Origin of the sequence: Streptococcus cristatus, from assembly GCF_963529205.1 — a bacterium.
Classification (GTDB): Bacteria; Bacillota; Bacilli; order Lactobacillales; family Streptococcaceae; genus Streptococcus; species Streptococcus cristatus_O.
In genome coordinates, this window is the sequence record NZ_CAURYF010000007.1 from 15446 (window position 1) to 34821 (window position 19376).

The window sequence follows — 19376 nt, forward strand, 5'->3', positions numbered from 1 at the left end:
TTGCAGGAACATTCAGTAGAATTGAAACTGGGCCATCCAGATGATGCCTTTCATCTTTTTGGCTCTAATGAACGCCATCTGCGCCTAATGGAGCAGGAATTGCAGGTAACTATCCATGCCCGAACCGAGATTGTGCAGATTTTGGGTACGGAGGCTGCCTGCGAGGAGACTCGACAGGTCATTCAGGCTCTGTTGGTCTTGGTCAATCGTGGCATGACCATCGGCACACCCGATGTTGTGACAGCCATTACCATGGTCAAAAATGATGAAATTGATAAGTTTGTAGCTCTTTACGAAGAAGAAATCATCAAGGACAGCTATGGCAAGCCGATTCGGGTCAAGACACTTGGTCAAAAAATCTATGTGGACAGTGTTAAAAATCATGATATTGTCTTTGGTATCGGGCCAGCCGGAACAGGCAAGACCTTTCTGGCGGTGACCTTGGCGGTGACAGCTCTCAAACGTGGGCAGGTCAAACGCATCATCTTGACGCGACCAGCGGTAGAAGCTGGTGAGAGTTTGGGCTTTCTGCCTGGTGACCTTAAGGAAAAGGTGGATCCTTATCTGCGACCAGTCTATGATGCCTTGTATCAGATTTTGGGCAAGGACCAGACGACGCGCCTAATGGAGCGAGAAATCATTGAGATTGCACCTCTGGCCTATATGCGGGGGCGGACGCTGGATGATGCCTTTGTCATTCTGGATGAAGCTCAGAATACCACCATCATGCAGATGAAGATGTTTCTGACACGGCTGGGCTTCCAGTCCAAGATGATTGTCAATGGTGACATCAGTCAGATTGATCTGCCTCGCAATGTTAAATCTGGTCTCATCGACGCTCAGGAGAAATTGAAAAACATCTCCCAGATTGATTTTGTGCATTTCTCAGCCAAGGATGTGGTTCGCCATCCAGTAGTGGCGCAGATCATCCGTGCCTATGAACCGCCAGCTCCTAAGAAAGAGGATAGTGAAGTAGCTGAAGACAAAAGCACTAGCTGAGGATAAATGATAAAAAACGACTAACTTGATGAACAAGTTAGTCGTTTTCTAGTGTCTGCAAATTATTTGGTTAAACCGTAGTTGTAGTCATCGTCTTGCATGGCCTCAACTTCACCAAGAAGGTAACCATTTCCGACTTGAGAGAAGAAGTCGTGGTTGGATGTTCCTGTTGAGATACCGTTCATGACGATAGGGTTGACATCATCAGCTGAATCTGGGAAAAGTGGATCCTGTCCTAGGTTCATAAGGGCCTTATTGGCATTGTAACGAAGGAAGGTTTTCACTTCTTCGGTCCAACCAACACCGTCATAGAGGCTTTCTGTATAGCCTTCTTCGTTTTCGTAGAGGGTGTAGAGCAAGTCGTACATCCATTCTTTGAGTTTTTCTTGCTCTTCTTCCGGCAATTCGTTGAAACCAAGTTGGAATTTGTAACCAATGTAAGTTCCGTGAACAGATTCATCACGGATGATTAGTTTGATGATTTCCGCAACGTTGGCCAGCTTGTTATTGCCAAGATAGTAAAGGGGTGTAAAGAAACCAGAGTAGAAGAGGAAGGTTTCAAGGAAAACGCTGGCAATCTTCTTTTCAAGGTGGCTACCATTGAGGTAGATTTCATTGATAATTTCTGCTTTTCTTTGTAGGTATGGGTTTGTGTTAGTCCATTCAAAGATTTCTTCAATTTCAGCCTTGGTATTCAAGGTAGAAAAGATAGAAGAGTAAGATTTTGCGTGAACGGACTCCATAAATTGGATGTTGTTGAAAACAGCTTCCTCATGCGGTGTACGGATGTCTGAGCGCAGAGCTTGAACCCCAGTTTCAGATTGCATGGTATCAAGAAGGGTTAACCCACCAAAGACTTTACCTACCAAGTCTTTTTCTTTGTTTGATAGTTTTCTCCAGTCGTCTAGGTCATTGGATAGGGGAATCCGCGTATCCAGCCAGAATTGCTCAGTCAGCTTTTCCCAAGTTGATTTGTCGATGACATCTTCGATAGCATTCCAGTTTATGGCTTTATAGTATGTTTCCATGATAATCTCGCTTTAAACTTCTAATACTTGCTTATGTCGCCGATGGAATGATTTCCTTGGCGACATTACGATAGGTGCTTTTTTATACTTTATTTTGTTGAATTTAAATGGTGTAATTGTAAATTGTTACTTACTAGATCACACAGCTTTCACATTGGTTAGCGCCTACTTCGCCGCCATCATCAGTGAAGGTGCGGACGTAGTAGATGGACTTGATTCCCTTGTTGAAGGCGTAGTTACGCAGGATAGAAAGGTCGCGGGTTGTCTGCTTGCTTTCTTTTTTCCACTCGTAGAGGCCTTTAGGAATGTCACTACGCATGAAGAGTGTCAGTGAAAGTCCTTGATCCACGTGCTCAGTTGCAGCTGAGTAGACATCGATAACCTTGCGCATATCCATGTCATAGGCAGAAGTATAGTAAGGAATGGTTTCAGTTGACAAACCTGCCGCAGGATAGTAAATCTTACCGATTTTCTTTTCCTGACGTTCTTCGATCCGCTGAGTGATTGGATGGATTGAAGCAGAAACATCGTTGATGTAGCTGATAGAGCCATTTGGTGCAACAGCTAGGCGGTTTTGGTGATAGAGACCGTCCGCTTTTACCTTGTCACGAAGTTCTGCCCAGTCAGCAGCGGTTGGGATAAAGATATCTTTGAAAAGTTCCTTCACACGGTCAGACTTAGGTACAAATTCACCCGTCAGGTATTTGTCAAAGTAAGTGCCGTTGGCATAGTCAGATTTTTCAAAGTTATGGAAGGTCACACCACGCTCGCGAGCGATATTGTTAGACTCAACCAAGGTCCAGTAGTTCATGAGCATGAAGTAGATGCTGGTAAACTCGACAGCTTCCGCTGATCCATAGTCGATCAGTTGCTGAGCCAAATAGCTGTGCAGTCCCATAGCTCCCAGGCCAAAGGTGTGCGCCAGACTGTTACCGTTGTCGATAGAAGGCACAGCTGTGATGTGTGAGCTGTCAGTGACAAAGGTCAAAGCGCGTGTCATAGTCCGAATGGATTTTCCAAAGTCAGGCGAAGTCATCATGTTGACGACGTTGGTAGAGCCTAAGTTACATGATACATCTGTCCCTAAGTGGAGATACTCTTGTGCGTCATTCAAGAGACTAGGCTCTTGTACTTGCAGGATTTCAGAGCAAAGGTTACTCATGATGATTTTACCGTCGATTGGATTTGAACGGTTAGCTGTATCAATGTTTACGACATAAGGATAGCCAGATTCTTGTTGGAGTTTGGAAATTTCTGTTTCCAAATCACGGGCCTTGATCTTGGTCTTAGTGATGTTTGGATTAGCGACCAACTCATCGTATTTTTCAGTGATGTCGATATAGGCAAATGGTACGCCGTATTCACGTTCGATTGAGTAGGGGCTGAAGAGGTACATATCTTCATTTTTACGCGCCAATTCATAGAATTTATCTGGAATCACGACCCCGAGCGAGAGGGTTTTGACCCGAACTTTTTCGTCGGCATTTTCTTTCTTAGTAGAAAGGAAGGCGATGATATCTGGGTGGAAGACATTGAGGTAAACAACCCCAGCTCCCTGACGTTGCCCCAGTTGGTTAGAGTAAGAGAAGCTGTCTTCGAAGAGCTTCATAACAGGTACAACGCCAGACGCTGCTCCCTCATAGCCCTTGATAGGTGCTCCAGCCTCCCGCAGATTGCTGAGAGAAATACCGACCCCACCTCCGATACGAGACAATTGCAGGGCAGAGTTAATGGAGCGGCCGATTGAGTTCATATCATCTGTTACTTGGATGAGGAAGCAGGAAACCAATTCACCACGACGAGCTCGACCAGCGTTGAGGAAGCTAGGTGTCGCTGGTTGATAGCGTTGGTGGATGATTTCATTAGCAATATCCTTGGCAATGGCCTCATCTCCGTTAGCAAAGTAGAGGGCGTTGAAGAGTACGCGGTCTTCCATACTTTCTAGATAATACTCACCGTCATTGGTTTTCAGCGCATACTGGTTGTAGAATTTGTAAGCTGCCATGAAAGATTTGAACTTGAAATCTTGAGCATGGATAAAAGCAGCTAACTCTTCAATATATTCAGGAGAATAGAGTTGGATAAATTCTTTTTCCAAGTAGTTCTCTTCGATTAAGTATTGAATTTTTTTAGTAATAGAAGCAAACTTCATCGTGTTTGGTTCAACATTTTCTTTAAAGAAGGCTTCCAAGGCTTCTTTGTCTTTGTGAAGCATGATTTGCCCATTGACTGGACGGTTGATTTCGTTATTTAGACGGAAGTAAGTCACATCTTCTAAGTGTTTGAGTCCCATAATTTTCCTTTTTCTAAAATGTCTTTTGCTTTTACAAAATAAACGGCTCCTACGAATGATAGGAGCGGCAACAAAGCTCTAAATATTGGTGAGATTATGATAATTTTTTAAGTTTACCAGGCTGGAAACCAGAGAATGCTTCAGTTGGCGTTTGAATAACAGGCGCTGCATTGAAACCGAGGCTTTTAACATGGTCGATGTATTCTGGTTGCTCATCAAGGTTGATTTCGCGATATTCCACATTGTTGGTATCAAGAAAACGTTTGGTCATCTTGCATTGAACACAATCGTTTTTAGAGTAAATAGTTACCATTAGATGATTCCTCTATACTTTCATTTTCTTAAATTTTAATCTGAAACTAGTATATCTAAAAGCGAATTCGATGTCAACAGTTTTGAACTAAATATTGTATGATATTTTCTTATAGCAACTATTTAGATACAATATATAGTGTATAAAACATCGAAACAAAGAGAAATAACCACAAGGAGTCACAGCGCTTACTATACTTTAAGCGAAGCTAGACCAAGAAGAATTCATTATAGGGAAGAAATCCTTGAAACTATTTCGGAAAGAGAGGGAGTTGACTATCCAATCTACTATATTTAAAACAGAATTCATTTTCAAACTCTAACGAAATATTTTGTAAGCGGGCTATAAAATTCTTGAAAAAGATTTCAAAAAGTGATATAATATCAATTTGTAAGGGTTATCACTTTAACTCAAAAAGAATTATTTTAAAGGAGAGTCTAACTATGGCTTCTAAAGATTTCCACATTGTGGCAGAAACAGGTATTCACGCGCGTCCAGCAACATTGTTGGTACAAACAGCTAGCAAATTTGCTTCAGATATCACTCTTGAGTACAAAGGTAAATCAGTAAACCTTAAATCAATCATGGGTGTTATGAGTCTTGGTGTTGGCCAAGGTGCTGACGTTACAATCTCAGCTGAAGGTGCAGACGCGGATGATGCTATCGCTGCTATCTCAGAAACAATGGAAAAAGAAGGATTGGCATAATAAAATGACAGAAATGCTTAAAGGAATTGCAGCATCTGATGGTGTTGCTGTTGCTAAGGCATATCTATTAGTTCAACCGGATTTGTCATTTGAGACTGTTTCAGTCGATGATACGAATGCAGAAGAGGCTCGTTTGGATGCAGCTCTTGAAGCTTCACAGAACGAGCTTTCTGTTATCCGTGAGAAAGCAGTAGATAGCCTTGGTGAGGAAGCGGCTCAAGTATTTGACGCTCACTTAATGGTACTCGCTGACCCTGAAATGGTTGGTCAAATCAAAGAAACGATCCGTACTAAGAAAGTAAATGCGGAAGCTGGTCTGAAAGAAGTTACAGACATGTTTATCGCTATTTTTGAAGGTATGGAAGACAATCCATACATGCAAGAACGTGCGGCAGACATTCGTGATGTAACGAAGCGTGTTTTGGCAAACCTTTTGGGCAAGAAATTACCAAATCCAGCTTCTATCAATGAAGAATCAGTTGTGATTGCACATGACTTGACTCCTTCTGATACAGCTCAATTAGACAAGAAATTTGTTAAAGCGTTTGTAACCAATATCGGTGGACGAACAAGCCACTCTGCGATTATGGCGCGTACGCTTGAAATCGCAGCGGTATTGGGAACCAATAATATTACTGAACTCGTTAAAGACGGCGATATCATTGCAGCAAATGGTATCACTGGTGAAGTTATCATTAACCCAACTGAAGAGCAGGCAGCAGCATTCAAGGCAGCTGGTGAAGCTTATGCTAAACAAAAAGCTGAATGGGCTCTCTTGAAAGATGCTCAAACAGTGACTGCCGATGGCAAACACTTTGAACTCGCAGCTAACATTGGTACACCAAAAGACGTTGAAGGTGTCAATGCAAATGGTGCTGAAGCCGTAGGTCTTTATCGTACAGAATTCCTTTACATGGATTCGCAAGACTTCCCAACAGAAGATGAGCAATACGAAGCTTACAAGGCTGTCTTGGAAGGTATGAACGGTAAACCAGTAGTTGTCCGTACGATGGACATCGGTGGAGATAAGGAGCTTCCTTACTTCGATATGCCGCATGAAATGAACCCATTCCTTGGTTTCCGTGCATTGCGTATCTCTATCTCTGAAACTGGCGACGCTATGTTCCGTACACAAATCCGTGCTCTCTTGCGTGCTTCTGTACACGGACAATTGCGTATCATGTTCCCAATGGTTGCCCTCTTGACAGAATTCCGTAAAGCTAAAGCAGTTTACGAAGAAGAAAAAGCGAAATTGCAAGCTGAAGGTGTTGCTGTAGCGGACAATATTCAAGTAGGTATCATGATTGAAATTCCAGCAGCAGCAATGCTAGCTGATCAATTTGCGAAAGAAGTTGACTTCTTCTCTATCGGTACTAACGACTTGATCCAATACACAATGGCTGCTGACCGTATGAACGAACAAGTTTCATACCTCTACCAACCATACAACCCATCTATCCTTCGCTTGATCAACAACGTTATCAAGGCAGCTCACGCTGAAGGCAAGTGGGCAGGTATGTGTGGAGAAATGGCCGGTGACCAAACAGCTGTGCCACTCCTTGTCGGTATGGGCTTGGATGAATTCTCTATGAGTGCAACATCTGTCCTTCGGACTCGTAGCCTTATGAAGAAATTGGATACAGTGAAGATGCAAGAACTTGCACAACGCGCTTTGACTGAGTGTGCGACAATGGAAGAAGTTCTTGAACTTGAAAAAGAATATCTTGACTTTGATTAATCTAAAAAAATAAGATCAGGAAATTTTCCTGGTCTTTTTTAGTTTTCTTCAACGTCATAGTGGACCTAGTGTAGAAAGTGAGAATTGATAAAAAATCGAGAAATATAGAGAGTTAATATGAGCAAAAGAAGATGATTCATGAAAATTGTGAAAAATTTCTTTAAATATATAAAATTTAGTTGAAATTTTCAGAAAATTTGATAAAATGATACTTAATAACATTATGGAGGGCACAAGTGACACAATATAAGAACTATATAAATGGAGAGTGGAGAGCTTCTGAAAATGAAATCACCATCTCATCTCCTATCAATAATGAGATTTTAGGAACTGTGCCTGCCATGAGTCAGACAGAGGTTGATTATGCGATGGCGAGCGCTCGTGCTGCTTTGCCAGCTTGGCGCGCTCTTTCAGCAGTCGAACGTGCAGCTTATCTGCATAAGGCCGCGGATATTTTGGAGCGTGATCAAGAGAAGATTGGCGAAATCCTTGCAAAAGAAGTTGCCAAGGGTATCAAAGCGGCAGTCGGAGAGGTAGTCCGGACAGCAGACTTGATTCGTTATGCGGCTGAAGAGGGCATCCGTATTCACGGTCAAGTTATGGAAGGTGGCGGCTTTGAAGCTGCCAGCAAGAAAAAATTGGCTATGGTTCGTCGTGAGCCTGTAGGAGTTGTCTTGGCTATTGCGCCATTTAATTACCCAGTCAATCTGTCTGGTTCTAAGATTGCTCCTGCCCTTATCGGCGGAAATGTTGTAATGTTTAAGCCACCTACTCAAGGTTCGATTTCTGGTCTGCTCTTGGCTCAGGCTTTTGCTGAGGCTGGTCTTCCTGCTGGTGTTTTCAATACCATCACAGGACGTGGTTCAGAAATCGGGGACTACATCATTGAGCATAAGGAAGTAAATTACATTAACTTTACTGGCTCTACTCCAATCGGTGAACGCATCGGTAAGTTGGCTGGTATGCGCCCCATTATGTTAGAATTGGGTGGTAAGGATGCTGCAGTTGTGCTGGAAGATGCTGACTTGGAGCATGCAGCTAAGCAGATTGTTGGCGGGGCATACAGTTATTCCGGTCAGCGCTGTACGGCTATTAAACGTGTCATTGTCATGGAGAGCGTAGCAGATAAATTAGCAGCGTTACTTCAGGCAGAGGTAGAGAAACTGACGGTTGGTGATCCCTTTGATAATGCGGATATCACACCAGTCATTGATCATGCATCAGCAGATTTCATCTGGGGCTTGATTGAAGATGCTCAGGAAAAGGGAGCGTCAGCCTTGACAGAAATCAAACGTGAAGCAAATCTCATCTGGCCTGCCTTGTTTGACCATGTGACACTGGATATGAAATTAGCTTGGGAAGAGCCATTTGGTCCTGTTCTTCCGATTATTCGTGTGACTTCCGTTGAAGAGGCTATTCAGATCTGTAACCAGTCAGAATTTGGTCTTCAATCTTCAGTCTTTACAAATGATTTCCCGAAAGCATTTGAAATTGCTGAGAAACTGGAAGTGGGTACTGTACACATCAATAATAAGACCCAACGTGGTCCAGATAACTTCCCATTCCTTGGTGTTAAGGGATCTGGAGCCGGAGTGCAAGGGATTCGTTACAGTATCGAAGCGATGACACAAGTGAAATCCATCGTGTTTGATGTGAAATAATGAGAAAGGCGGCTTTGTGCGGCCTTTTTTCTTACCTTGATGAACTTGTAATTCTAACAAGTGTTCGAACAATATAAAAATAAGCAGGCGTTGATATTTTTGATTGCTTATCATTTTAAAATGTAAATTTACATATTGGTCTATACAAATTTTAACCGTTTTATCTCTAATTTTATATCAAATAATTCAAGTAAAAGCCTGTAGAATTAGTATTTCATGAGATCTTCTTCAATGGCCTGTCGATATAGTAATTCATTCTTTTGAAGAAATTGGGCTTTTGAAATTTTTGAGATAGTTTTTGGAAATTTACTTGAAAAATATAAGAAAATGGGGTAAAATAGAAACATAGAAAACGCTTACAAATAGAAAGGTGACTAAATGGATAAAAAAGAAGCATTAAGAACCTTTACAACAGGTGAAAACTTTCATTTACAGCATTATTTGGGAGTGCATCGGGATGTGGTGGATGGCAAGGCTGGCTACACCTTTAGAGTCTGGGCTCCAAATGCGCAGAATGTGCATCTGATTGGAGATTTCACCAATTGGTATGGAGAGCAGATTCCTATGACTCGCAATGAAGGCGGTGTCTGGGAAGTCTTCACGGATTTGCCTAAGGAAGGAGATATTTACAAGTACAATATCAAACGCAGTAGTGGTCAGGAAATCTTGAAAATTGATCCGCTGGCTATCTATTTGGAAGAGCGCCCAGGGACAGGAGCTATTGTTCGGACTATTCCAGAGAAGAAGTGGCAAGATGGACTTTGGCTGGCTCGGAGAAAGCGTTGGGGTTTTTTCTCAAGACCGGTCAATATCTATGAAGTGCATGCTGGCTCTTGGAAACGTAATCCTGACGGCAGTCCATATTCTATGGCTCAGCTTAAGGAGGAGTTGATTCCTTATCTGGTCGAAATGAACTACACGCACGTTGAGTTCATGCCGCTCATGGCCCATCCTTTGGGACTCAGCTGGGGCTACCAGCTCATGGGCTACTTTGCCTTTGAACATACTTATGGAACGCCAGAGGAATTTCAAGACTTTGTCGAAGAATGTCACTTAAATAATATTGGTGTCATTGTGGACTGGGTTCCAGGTCACTTTACCATCAATGACGATGCCTTGGCCTACTATGATGGAACACCAACCTTTGAGTACCAGGATCATGACCGAGCTCATAACTATGGCTGGGGTGCCTTGAATTTTGACTTAGGAAAAAATGAAGTGCAATCTTTCTTGATTTCTAGTATCAAGTTCTGGATTGATTTCTACCATCTAGATGGGGTTCGTGTGGATGCGGTTAGCAACATGCTCTATCTAGACTACGATAGTGGTCCTTGGCAGCCAAACAAGGACGGCGGTAACCGTAACTATGAAGGCTATTATTTCTTGCAGCGTTTGAATACAGTTATCAAGCTGGCTCATCCAGATGTCATGATGATTGCTGAAGAGAGCTCGTCCGAAACCAAGATTACGGGCATGAGAGAGATGGGCGGTCTGGGCTTTGACTTCAAGTGGAATATGGGCTGGATGAACGATATTCTGCGTTTCTATGAAGAAGACCCGATTTACCGCAAGTACGATTTTAATCTGGTGACCTTCAGCTTTATGTATGCTTTTTCTGAAAATTTCCTCTTGCCTTTCTCTCACGACGAAGTCGTTCATGGTAAGAAGAGCATGATGCATAAGATGTGGGGTGACCGCTATAATCAATTTGCTGGTCTCCGCAACCTCTTGACCTATCAAATCTGCCATCCAGGCAAGAAATTGCTCTTTATGGGTTCAGAATTTGGCCAATTCCTAGAGTGGAAGTCAGAAGAGCAGCTGGAATGGTCAAATCTGGACGATCATATGAACAAGCAGATGCAAACCTTCACTTCTGCCCTCAATGCCTTTTATCGAGATAATCGTCCGCTTTGGGAGATCGATTTGAGCTATGATGGTATCGAAATCATTGATGCCGACAATACTGATCAGAGTGTCCTTTCCTTTATCCGTAAGACGGAAAAAGGGGATATGCTAGTCTGTGTATTCAACATGGTGCCAGTAGAGCGCAAAAACTTTACCATTGGTGTGCCAGTGGCAGCCGTTTATGAAGAAGTATGGAATACTGAATTAGAGAAATGGGGAGGTGTTTGGAAAGAACACAACGAAACAGTTCAGTCTCAAGAGGGACTATGGAAAGATTATCCGCAGACCTTGACCTTTACGCTACCAGCTTTGGGAGCAAGTATTTGGAAAATCAAGCGTCGTGTGAATGTTCGTAAAAATGCTAAAAAAGATTCCACAAAGGAGTAGGATATGAAGAATGAAATGCTAGCTTTGATTCTTGCCGGTGGGCAAGGAACTCGTCTTGGAAAGCTCACACAAAGTATTGCGAAACCAGCAGTACAGTTTGGTGGTCGTTATCGTATTATTGATTTCGCGCTGTCAAACTGTGCCAACTCTGGGATTAATAATGTCGGTGTGATTACCCAGTACCAACCACTTGCTTTGAACAGTCACATCGGGAACGGTTCAAGCTGGGGCTTGGATGGTATCAATACAGGTGTATCTATTCTTCAGCCTTACTCTGCCAGTGAAGGAAATCGTTGGTTTGAGGGAACTAGCCACGCTATTTTCCAAAATATTGACTATATTGACAGCATCAATCCTGAATATGTTTTAATCCTATCTGGAGACCATATCTACAAGATGGACTATGATGATATGCTCCAATCCCACAAGGATAACAGCGCTAGTTTGACGGTTGCAGTCTTGGATGTGCCTCTCAAGGAGGCTAGCCGTTTTGGTATCATGAATACCGACGCTAACAATCGGATCGTTGAATTTGAAGAAAAACCAGAAAATCCTAAATCTACCAAGGCTTCTATGGGAATCTATATCTTTGACTGGCAACGTCTCCGCAATATGCTGATTGCTGCTGAAAAGAGCAATGTCGATATGTCCGACTTTGGTAAGAATGTTATCCCTAACTATCTTGAATCTGGCGAAAGTGTTTATGCTTACGAATTTAACGGCTACTGGAAAGACGTTGGTACGATTGAGTCACTTTGGGAAGCTAATATGGAATACATTAGTCCAGAAAATGCTTTAGACAGTCGTGATCGTCAGTGGAAAATTTACTCACGTAACTTGATTTCACCACCAAACTACCTTGGTGCAAATGCTCATGTTGAAGATTCTTTGGTAGTTGACGGCTGTTTCGTAGATGGAACTGTTAAGCATTCTATTCTGTCAACGGGCGCTCAAGTTCGTGAGGGTGCAGAAGTCATTGATTCTGTTATTATGAGTGGCGCTATTATTGGCCAAGGAGCTAAGATTAAACGTGCGATCATTGGTGAGGGTGCTGTTATTTCTGATGGTGTGGAGATTGACGGGACAGATGAAGTGCAAGTAGTCGGATATAATGAAAAAGTGGGGGTACCAACAGATGAAGATTGATAAATATTCAGCGATTTTAGGAAATACGGTCGGTTTCCACGACATGTCAACCTTAACAGAACATCGTCCAGTTGCCAGTTTGCCATTTGGTGGGAAATACCGCTTGATTGACTTCCCCCTTTCTAGCCTTGCTAATGCTGGCGTTCGTAGCGTCTTTGGTATCTTCCAGCAGGACAATATTAGTTCTGTATTTGACCATATTCGTTCAGGTCGTGAGTGGGGCTTGTCTACACTTTTGAGTCACTACTATCTAGGCATTTACAATACTCGTGTAGAAAGTAGCACAGTTGGTAAGGAATATTATGAACAGTTATTGACTTATCTGAAGCGCTCAGGCTCTAACCAAACTGTAGCCCTGAACTGTGATGTGTTGATCAACATTGACCTTAATCAGGTCTTCCACTTACATAACACAACCCAGAAACCGATGACAGTGGTTTACAAGAAACTGCCATCTAAAGATATTTCAGATGTCAATGCAGTTCTGCAAGTCAGTGAAACAGACCATGTCCTAGGACATAAACTGCATAGTGATAGAGACGAGGGCGAGCTCTTCAATATGTCTACAGATATTTTTGTAGTAGATACGCCTTGGTTGATTGAAAAATTGGAAGAAGAAGCCCAAAAAGAATTCCCACAAAAACTGCGCTATGTTCTTCGGGACTTGGCAGCTGAAGTTGGAGCTTTTGCTTACGAGTATACAGGTTATCTGGCAAATATTTACTCTGTTGAATCATACTATAAGGCCAATAAAGATATGCTTGATCGGCAGAAATTCTACTCCCTCTTCTCACCAAATCAAAAGATTTATACAAAGGTGAAAAACGAAGAGCCGACATACTATGCAACTACATCAAAAGTAAATCGCTCTCAGTTTGCGTCAGGTAGTATTGTAGAAGGTGAAGTTGTAAACTCTGTTATCTCGCGGAATACAAGAATCTTAGCGGGTAGCAGTGTCAAAGACAGTCTCCTCTTCCCACGCGTTGTCGTTGGAAAAAATGCAGTGGTAGAATATGCAATTGTGGACAAGGGCGTTGAGATTGCTGAAGGAGTTATCGTTCGAGGTACAGCTGAACATCCAGTTGTACTGAAGAAAGGTCAAAAAGTTACAGAGGACATCGTTTCATGAAAATTTTATTTGTAGCAGCAGAAGGGGCACCTTTTTCAAAGACGGGTGGTTTGGGGGACGTTATCGGCGCCCTCCCCAAATCCTTGGTCAAAGCTGGTCATGAAGTTGGGGTTATTCTGCCATATTATGACATGACGGATGCTAAATTTGGTGATCAAGCCGAGGATCTTTTCTCCTTTGAAGTCAGTGTCGGCTGGCGTCGGGAATATGTCGGTGTCAAAAAGATTGAGTTGGAAGGTGTGAACTTCTATTTTATTGACAATCAGCATTATTTCTTCCGTGGACATGTCTATGGTGATTTTGATGACGGCGAACGCTTTGCTTATTTCCAATTAGCAGCAATCGAACTGATGGAGCGCATTGACTTTATTCCAGATGTTCTCCATGCGCACGACTACCATACGGCCATGATTCCTTTCTTGGTCAAGGAAAAATACCGCTGGATTCAGGCCTATAACAACATCAAGACAGTGCTGACGATTCACAACTTAGAGTTTCAGGGACAATTTCCGGATAGTATGCTTTGGGAACTCTTTGGTGTCGGCTATGAACGTTATGCGGATGGCACTCTCCGTTGGAATGACTGTCTCAACTGGATGAAAGCGGGCATTCTCTATGCGGATCGCGTGACAACTGTTTCACCGAGCTATGCCAACGAAATTCGGACAGCTGAGTTTGGCTGCGGTCTGGATCAGGTTCTTCGGATGGAGTCTGGCAAGCTGGTCGGTATTGTCAATGGTATTGATACAGATATCTACAATCCAGAAACAGATAAATTGCTGGCTTACCACTTTAATAAAGATGATTTGACTGGGAAATTGGAAAATAAACGAGCTCTTCAAGCAAAAGTAGGCTTGCCAGTTCGGGACGATGTTCCTGTCGTTGGTATCGTCTCTCGATTGACACGTCAAAAAGGTTTTGATTTGGTGGTGGAAGAGTTGCATAATCTGCTTCAGGAAGATGTGCAAATTGTGCTACTTGGAACAGGTGACCCTGCATTTGAACGGGCCTTCGCTTGGTTTGGCCAGGCTTATCCTGAAAAGTTATCCGCTAATATCCTTTTTGATGTTACTTTGGCTCAGGAAATCTATGCAGCTAGTGATATTTTCCTTATGCCGAGTCGCTTTGAACCGTGCGGTCTGTCTCAGATGATGTCCATGCGCTACGGGACACTGCCACTTGTTCACGAAGTTGGTGGTTTGCGCGATACGGTTGAACCTTTCAACGTCTATAGTGGACGGGGAACAGGCTTTAGCTTCAATAACTTCTCTGGTTATTGGTTAACATGGACTTTCAAAGAAGCCCTCAATCTTTACTGGCATGACCAAGAAGCTTGGCATAATCTGCAAATACAGGCGATGGAAAGAGATTTCTCTTGGGATACAGCCAGTCGAGCATACAGTGATTTATATGAGTCACTACTCTAGTATGTTGCATTAGAACAGTAATCCTCTCTTGTCTTGACAAGAGAGGATTTGTCGGGTAAGTGGTCTTTCTTATGTTGTTATCTTATCCAGACTGATGCTTTTCCCTAAAAGAAAGGAAGTTGATTCGTAAGAATGGAAATCTGGAATTTGGAGAAATAATACTCTTTAGAAAACATGAACAAAAAGAGATTGGGACCTGGATCTCAGTCTCTTTTGTTATCCATCTACCATCTTATAAAGAATTATGCTATAGTAGAGAAAGTATGAGAGTCCAACGTTTAGAAAAGTAGGGTAAGCAAGTATGACAGACTACGAGATTTTTTACCAACAATTGACGGCTCCCTTTCGCAGTCGCCCTAGGATAGTGAAAGGGATGGCCTATTTTAATAGGGGGATGACTGTTTTTATGCCTCTAGTTTATGGATTGGTCTTGATTGATGCCCTTCTGACAGAGGGTTGGAAAGGGCTGCTTGCTTTTTTTCTCCTTCCAGCTATCGGATTTGGTCTCTTGTCAGCGATTCGCAAACGGCTTAATCAAGCACGCCCTTACGAGAAATGGGCTATTCAACCCTTGCTGGCCAAGGATACATCAGGCAAGTCCATGCCCAGCCGCCATGTCTTTTCGGCGACAGTGATTTCCATGTGCTTGCTCTACTATTTCTGGTTGCCGGGGCTTATTTGCCTCTTGCTTTCAGCAGGGCTGGCTGCGGTGCGCGTGATTGGCGGAGTCCACTATCCAAAGGATGTAGTGATAGGATACCTTTGTGGCATTTGCTGGGGAGCTTTACTCTTTTTATTATAAAGGTCTGGCCAGAGCCAGATTTTTTATGTAAAGTAAGGTGAGGAGTAGACAAAGTGCCCGAGTCTATATTATAATGTAAGCAGTTCCAAATTTTCATCGCCAAGGAACATGGGATTTTGGAAGATGAAAAATATGTAAGGAGACTATTATGTCAGAACCGTTATTTCTACAGTCTGCGATGCAGGAGAAGATTTGGGGTGGCACCAAGCTGCGCGATGTATTTGGCTATGAAATTCCCAGTGACCATGTAGGAGAGTACTGGGCTATTTCGGCTCATCCGAACGGTGTCTCAACCGTCAAGAATGGCCGTTTTGCCGGTCAGAAGCTAGATGCACTCTATGCTGAGCACCGTGAGCTCTTTGGCAATCGTCCAGAGCCTGTCTTTCCGCTTTTGACGAAGATTTTAGATGCCAATGACTGGCTCAGCGTTCAGGTCCATCCAGATGATGCCTATGGACTAGAGCACGAAGGTGAGCTTGGCAAGACAGAATGCTGGTATGTCATCGCTGCAGACGAGGGGGCAGAGATTATATACGGTCACAATGCCAAGAGCAAGGAAGAGCTGCGCCAGCAGATTGAGAGCAAGGACTGGGATCATCTTTTGACCAAAATTCCAGTCAAGGCTGGTGATTTCTTCTACGTGCCAAGTGGCACCATGCATGCCATTGGTTCAGGTATTCTAATTTTAGAGACTCAGCAGTCTAGCGATACTACTTATCGGGTCTATGATTTTGATCGTAAGGACGACGCTGGCAATCTGCGTGAGTTGCATTTGGAGCAGTCTATTGATGTTTTGACTATCGGCGAGCCTGCTAATAGCCGTCCCGTTACCATTCAGGCAGATGATTTGACTTCTACTCTTTTGGTAGCCAATGACTTCTTTGCTGTTTACAAGTGGGACATCGCTGGTTCTGTTGAATTTAAAAAGACAGCAGATTACAGTCTGTTCAGCGTTTTGGAAGGTGCTGGCGAGTTGACAGTGGATGGACTAGTGTATCCAATCGAAAAAGGCTCTCATTTCATCCTGCCGAGCGATGTCACAGAGTGGACCTTGTCTGGTGACTTACAACTGATTGTCAGCCATCCATAGTGAAAAAACAAATGAGAGTGGGACAGAAATCGGTAATTCGTTAGAATTCGATTTCGTCATCCCACCTCCGCACAGTTGAGTAAGGCTGTAAAAACTGATGAAATCAGCGTAGTAGAGCCCACTCAACCACTGCGTCTTGCTCGACAATCCAAAGACAATTGAGAGGCTAGGACTTTTGTCCCAGCCTCATTTTTCTTTATTTTCGTAGAATGGATAGAGAAAACAGGACTTTAACTTCAATCGGTGAAAAAGTCCAATAAATAAGGCATTTCATCATGGTTGCTTGAAGATATTTTTTCTGAAAAATGTTACAATGAAAAGGAATATCCAAAGGAGTCGAATATGGAACACAAAGAAAAAGATTTTAGTTTATCCTGGTTTTTTAGATGGTTCTTGGATAATAAGGCCATTACCGTATTTTTGGTGACCTTGCTCATCGGTTTGAACATTTTTATTCTTAGCAAAATTAGCTTTATTTTTACACCAGTGATTGAGTTTATTGGTGTCATTATGTTGCCAGTGATTTTGGCTGGGCTGCTTTACTATCTGCTCAATCCCATTGTCGACTGGATGGAAAAGCGCAAGATTAGCCGTGTGGCTGGAATTACGATTGTCTTTGTCTTGATTGGTATCTTGATTGTGTGGGGCTTGGCAGTTGCTATTCCTAGCTTGCAGCATCAGATAGTGAGTTTTTCAAAGAATGTTCCCGCCTATCTCAAGCAAGCCAATAAAATGATTGAAGATGTTTTGGACAATCATATTTCAGATGATTTGAAGCCACAAATCGAGCAAGTTACGAATAAGCTTTCGACCCAGATTACTTCATGGGCTAGCAATTTTTCATCTAAGGCAGTCAATTGGGCTAGCAATTTGATTAGTACGGCTTCACAAATCATTGTAGCTATTATCATCATGCCTTTCATTCTTTTCTATTTGCTACGCGATGGGAAGAATCTCAAAGGCTATGTAGTTCAGTTCTTGCCAACGAAATTCCGCGAGTCATTTGGTCAGGTTATGACGGATGTTAATACCCAGTTGGCCAATTATGTTCGTGGTCAGGTGACTGTAGCCATTATTGTGGCCTTTATGTTTATGATTCTTTTCAAGATCATCGGCTTGCGTTACGGTGTGACTCTAGCGGTTGTGGCAGGAGTTTTAAACTTGGTACCTTATCTGGGAAGCTTCCTTGCTATGTTGCCAGCCTTGGTTCTTGGTTTGATTGCTGGACCTCTCATGCTGTTGAAAGTCATTATCGTCTTTATCGTGGAGCAGACTATTGAGGGGCGCTTCGTGTCTCCATTGATCTTGGGAAGTCAATTAAGCATCCATCCGATTACGATTTTATTTGTTTTGCTGACTTCAGGAACCATGTTTGGTATCTGGGGCGTCTTGCTGGGAATTCCAGCTTATGCGTCAGCCAAGGTTGCCATCACAGCGCTCTTTAAGTGGTATAAGAAGGTCAGCGGTTTGTATGAAGAAAGTGTTCAAGAATTAGGAGAAGGCAGTGAGTAAGAGTGAACAAATGTTAGCAGCCCTGAAAAATCAGGATTTAGTGCAAGCTGAGAAGTATTTTGAAGAGGCTTTGAGCCAAGATACTGATCAAGAGTTATTAGAATTAGCCGATTACTTAGAAAGTATCGGCTTTTTCCCTCAAGCCAAGCGTATTTATGAAAAATTGGCTCCGCTTTTCCCCGAGTCCTATATCAGTCTGGCAACGATTGCTGCTGACGATGGTGACTTAGAAGAGGCTTTTGCCTATTTAGAGGAAATTAACTCAGAAAGTGAATGGTATGTGGCCGCTCTCTTGGCCAAGGCAGACCTCTATCAGCTAGAAGGATTGCCAGATGTGGCAAGGGAGAAATTACTGGAAGCTGCCAAACTGTCGGACGAACCTTTGGTGACTTTTGGTTTGGCAGAAATTGAGTTTGAATTGGAAAATTTTGCCCAGGCCATCAAGGAATATGCCCAGCTAGATAATCGGTCTATCTACGAGCAGACAGGCGTATCCACCTATCAGCGCATCGGCCTTTGCTATGCCAGTCTGGGGAAAATCGAAGCAGCCATTGAATTTTTGGAAAAGGCTGTGGAGCTGGAGTACGATGAAGAGACGGTCTATGAATTGGCAGCTATCTTGTACGAACAAGAGGAGTACCAAAAAGCTAATTTGTACTTCAAGCAGCTGGATACGATTTCGCCAGATTTTGAAGGCTATGAGTATGCCTATGCGCAGTCTCTCCATGCGGAGCATAAGACCGAGGAAGCTTTGGCAATGACTGAGCAAGGCTTGACCAAAAATCCTTTCGAGACTCGCCTTCTGCTCCTTGCTTCCCAACTATCTTACGAACTGCATGATGTGGAAAAATCTGAGCACTACTTGCTAGCAGCTCAGGGAAATGCAGATGATGTAGAGGAAATTGCTCTGCGCCTGACCAATCTCTATCTGGAGCAGGAGCGCTACGATGAGGTCTTAGCTTTTGAGGAACAAGAGCTAGACAATGTCTTAACCCGCTGGAATCTGGCGCGGGCTTATCAAGCCTTGGAAAATCTGGAAAAAGCTGGGGAGCTTTATCAGGAACTGGCAGTTGATTTGCAGGAAAATCCTGAATTTTTGGAAGAATTTGTTTATCTCTTACGCGAATTAGGGCGTGTGGAAGAAGCGAAAATACAGGCTGATAAGTACCTGCGTTTGGTTCCAGATGATACTGCTATGGCAGATTTATACGAAAGTTTGTAAAGTTTTCTTGGGAAATC

Annotated in this window: 15 protein-coding genes; 12 read left to right on the forward strand and 3 right to left on the reverse strand. The window is 43.0% G+C overall.

Annotated features, from left to right (window positions below):
• Positions 1 to 999, forward strand: coding sequence for a PhoH family protein (locus RWS39_RS02745; RefSeq protein ID WP_314480198.1), 999 nt, complete (start codon positions 1 to 3; stop codon positions 997 to 999).
• Positions 1000 to 1061: 62 nt separating this feature from the next.
• Here RWS39_RS02745 and nrdF read toward each other — a convergent pair whose 3' ends face one another.
• The 3 genes from nrdF to nrdH all read right to left on the reverse strand — a co-directional run bounded on the left by nrdF (position 1062) and on the right by nrdH (position 4633).
• Positions 1062 to 2027 carry a class 1b ribonucleoside-diphosphate reductase subunit beta gene (nrdF, locus tag RWS39_RS02750; RefSeq protein ID WP_314480201.1) on the reverse strand — a complete coding sequence of 322 codons (966 nt, stop codon included), beginning with the start codon at positions 2025 to 2027 and terminating at the stop codon, positions 1062 to 1064.
• A gap of 133 nt (positions 2028 to 2160) precedes the next feature.
• The gene (nrdE, locus tag RWS39_RS02755; RefSeq protein ID WP_314480204.1) at positions 2161 to 4320 is read right to left on the reverse strand and encodes a class 1b ribonucleoside-diphosphate reductase subunit alpha; all 2160 of its coding nucleotides are present in this window, start codon (positions 4318 to 4320) and stop codon (positions 2161 to 2163) included.
• 94 nt (positions 4321 to 4414) lie between these two features.
• A complete protein-coding gene (nrdH, locus tag RWS39_RS02760) occupies positions 4415 to 4633 on the reverse strand; it encodes a glutaredoxin-like protein NrdH (RefSeq protein ID WP_005589588.1) in 219 nt (72 codons plus the stop codon).
• Between the two features lie 443 nt (positions 4634 to 5076).
• Here nrdH and RWS39_RS02765 point away from each other — a divergent pair, with 443 nt between their 5' ends.
• From RWS39_RS02765 to RWS39_RS02815, 11 genes are all read left to right on the forward strand, one after another.
• Positions 5077 to 5340 carry a phosphocarrier protein HPr gene (locus RWS39_RS02765; protein ID WP_005589589.1) on the forward strand — a complete coding sequence of 88 codons (264 nt, stop codon included), beginning with the start codon at positions 5077 to 5079 and terminating at the stop codon, positions 5338 to 5340.
• Positions 5341 to 5344: 4 nt separating this feature from the next.
• Positions 5345 to 7078, forward strand: coding sequence for a phosphoenolpyruvate--protein phosphotransferase (ptsP, locus tag RWS39_RS02770; protein WP_125373530.1), 1734 nt, complete (start codon positions 5345 to 5347; stop codon positions 7076 to 7078).
• Between the two features lie 236 nt (positions 7079 to 7314).
• Positions 7315 to 8739, forward strand: coding sequence for an NADP-dependent glyceraldehyde-3-phosphate dehydrogenase (locus tag RWS39_RS02775; RefSeq protein ID WP_314480209.1), 1425 nt, complete (start codon positions 7315 to 7317; stop codon positions 8737 to 8739).
• 378 nt (positions 8740 to 9117) lie between these two features.
• The gene (glgB, locus tag RWS39_RS02780; RefSeq protein ID WP_314480211.1) at positions 9118 to 11031 is read left to right on the forward strand and encodes a 1,4-alpha-glucan branching protein GlgB; all 1914 of its coding nucleotides are present in this window, start codon (positions 9118 to 9120) and stop codon (positions 11029 to 11031) included.
• A gap of 3 nt (positions 11032 to 11034) precedes the next feature.
• Positions 11035 to 12177 (forward strand): glucose-1-phosphate adenylyltransferase, encoded by a 1143-nt coding sequence (locus tag RWS39_RS02785; protein ID WP_005589595.1) that lies wholly within the window; start codon positions 11035 to 11037, stop codon positions 12175 to 12177.
• On the forward strand, positions 12167 to 13306 hold the full coding sequence (gene glgD, locus RWS39_RS02790; protein WP_314480265.1) for a glucose-1-phosphate adenylyltransferase subunit GlgD: 1140 nt from the start codon (positions 12167 to 12169) through the stop codon (positions 13304 to 13306). The genes RWS39_RS02785 and glgD overlap by 11 nt, the downstream gene beginning before the upstream one ends.
• The gene (gene glgA / locus RWS39_RS02795; RefSeq protein WP_314042349.1) at positions 13303 to 14733 is read left to right on the forward strand and encodes a glycogen synthase GlgA; all 1431 of its coding nucleotides are present in this window, start codon (positions 13303 to 13305) and stop codon (positions 14731 to 14733) included. The genes glgD and glgA overlap by 4 nt, the downstream gene beginning before the upstream one ends.
• A 301-nt stretch (positions 14734 to 15034) precedes the next feature.
• Positions 15035 to 15535 carry a phosphatase PAP2 family protein gene (locus tag RWS39_RS02800; RefSeq protein WP_314480214.1) on the forward strand — a complete coding sequence of 167 codons (501 nt, stop codon included), beginning with the start codon at positions 15035 to 15037 and terminating at the stop codon, positions 15533 to 15535.
• A 148-nt stretch (positions 15536 to 15683) separates the two neighbouring features.
• Positions 15684 to 16625: a mannose-6-phosphate isomerase, class I gene (gene manA, locus RWS39_RS02805; RefSeq protein WP_314480216.1), complete on the forward strand. Its 942-nt coding sequence runs from the start codon at positions 15684 to 15686 to the stop codon at positions 16623 to 16625.
• A 342-nt stretch (positions 16626 to 16967) separates the two neighbouring features.
• Positions 16968 to 18137, forward strand: coding sequence for an AI-2E family transporter (locus RWS39_RS02810; RefSeq protein WP_314480217.1), 1170 nt, complete (start codon positions 16968 to 16970; stop codon positions 18135 to 18137).
• On the forward strand, positions 18130 to 19359 hold the full coding sequence (locus RWS39_RS02815) for a tetratricopeptide repeat protein (protein WP_314480219.1): 1230 nt from the start codon (positions 18130 to 18132) through the stop codon (positions 19357 to 19359). The genes RWS39_RS02810 and RWS39_RS02815 overlap by 8 nt, the downstream gene beginning before the upstream one ends.
• Positions 19360 to 19376 lie beyond the last annotated feature (17 nt).

Coding starts and splice junctions, on each gene's coding strand:
- glgA (WP_314042349.1), top strand. CDS start 13,303: ATGAAAATTTTATTTGTAGCAGCAGAAGGGGCACCTTTTTCAAAGACG.
- nrdH (WP_005589588.1), bottom strand. CDS start 4,633: ATGGTAACTATTTACTCTAAAAACGATTGTGTTCAATGCAAGATGACC.
- RWS39_RS02810 (WP_314480217.1), top strand. CDS start 16,968: ATGGAACACAAAGAAAAAGATTTTAGTTTATCCTGGTTTTTTAGATGG.
- manA (WP_314480216.1), top strand. CDS start 15,684: ATGTCAGAACCGTTATTTCTACAGTCTGCGATGCAGGAGAAGATTTGG.
- RWS39_RS02800 (WP_314480214.1), top strand. CDS start 15,035: ATGACAGACTACGAGATTTTTTACCAACAATTGACGGCTCCCTTTCGC.
- glgB (WP_314480211.1), top strand. CDS start 9,118: ATGGATAAAAAAGAAGCATTAAGAACCTTTACAACAGGTGAAAACTTT.
- RWS39_RS02765 (WP_005589589.1), top strand. CDS start 5,077: ATGGCTTCTAAAGATTTCCACATTGTGGCAGAAACAGGTATTCACGCG.
- RWS39_RS02785 (WP_005589595.1), top strand. CDS start 11,035: ATGAAGAATGAAATGCTAGCTTTGATTCTTGCCGGTGGGCAAGGAACT.
- glgD (WP_314480265.1), top strand. CDS start 12,167: ATGAAGATTGATAAATATTCAGCGATTTTAGGAAATACGGTCGGTTTC.
- nrdF (WP_314480201.1), bottom strand. CDS start 2,027: ATGGAAACATACTATAAAGCCATAAACTGGAATGCTATCGAAGATGTC.
- ptsP (WP_125373530.1), top strand. CDS start 5,345: ATGACAGAAATGCTTAAAGGAATTGCAGCATCTGATGGTGTTGCTGTT.
- nrdE (WP_314480204.1), bottom strand. CDS start 4,320: ATGGGACTCAAACACTTAGAAGATGTGACTTACTTCCGTCTAAATAAC.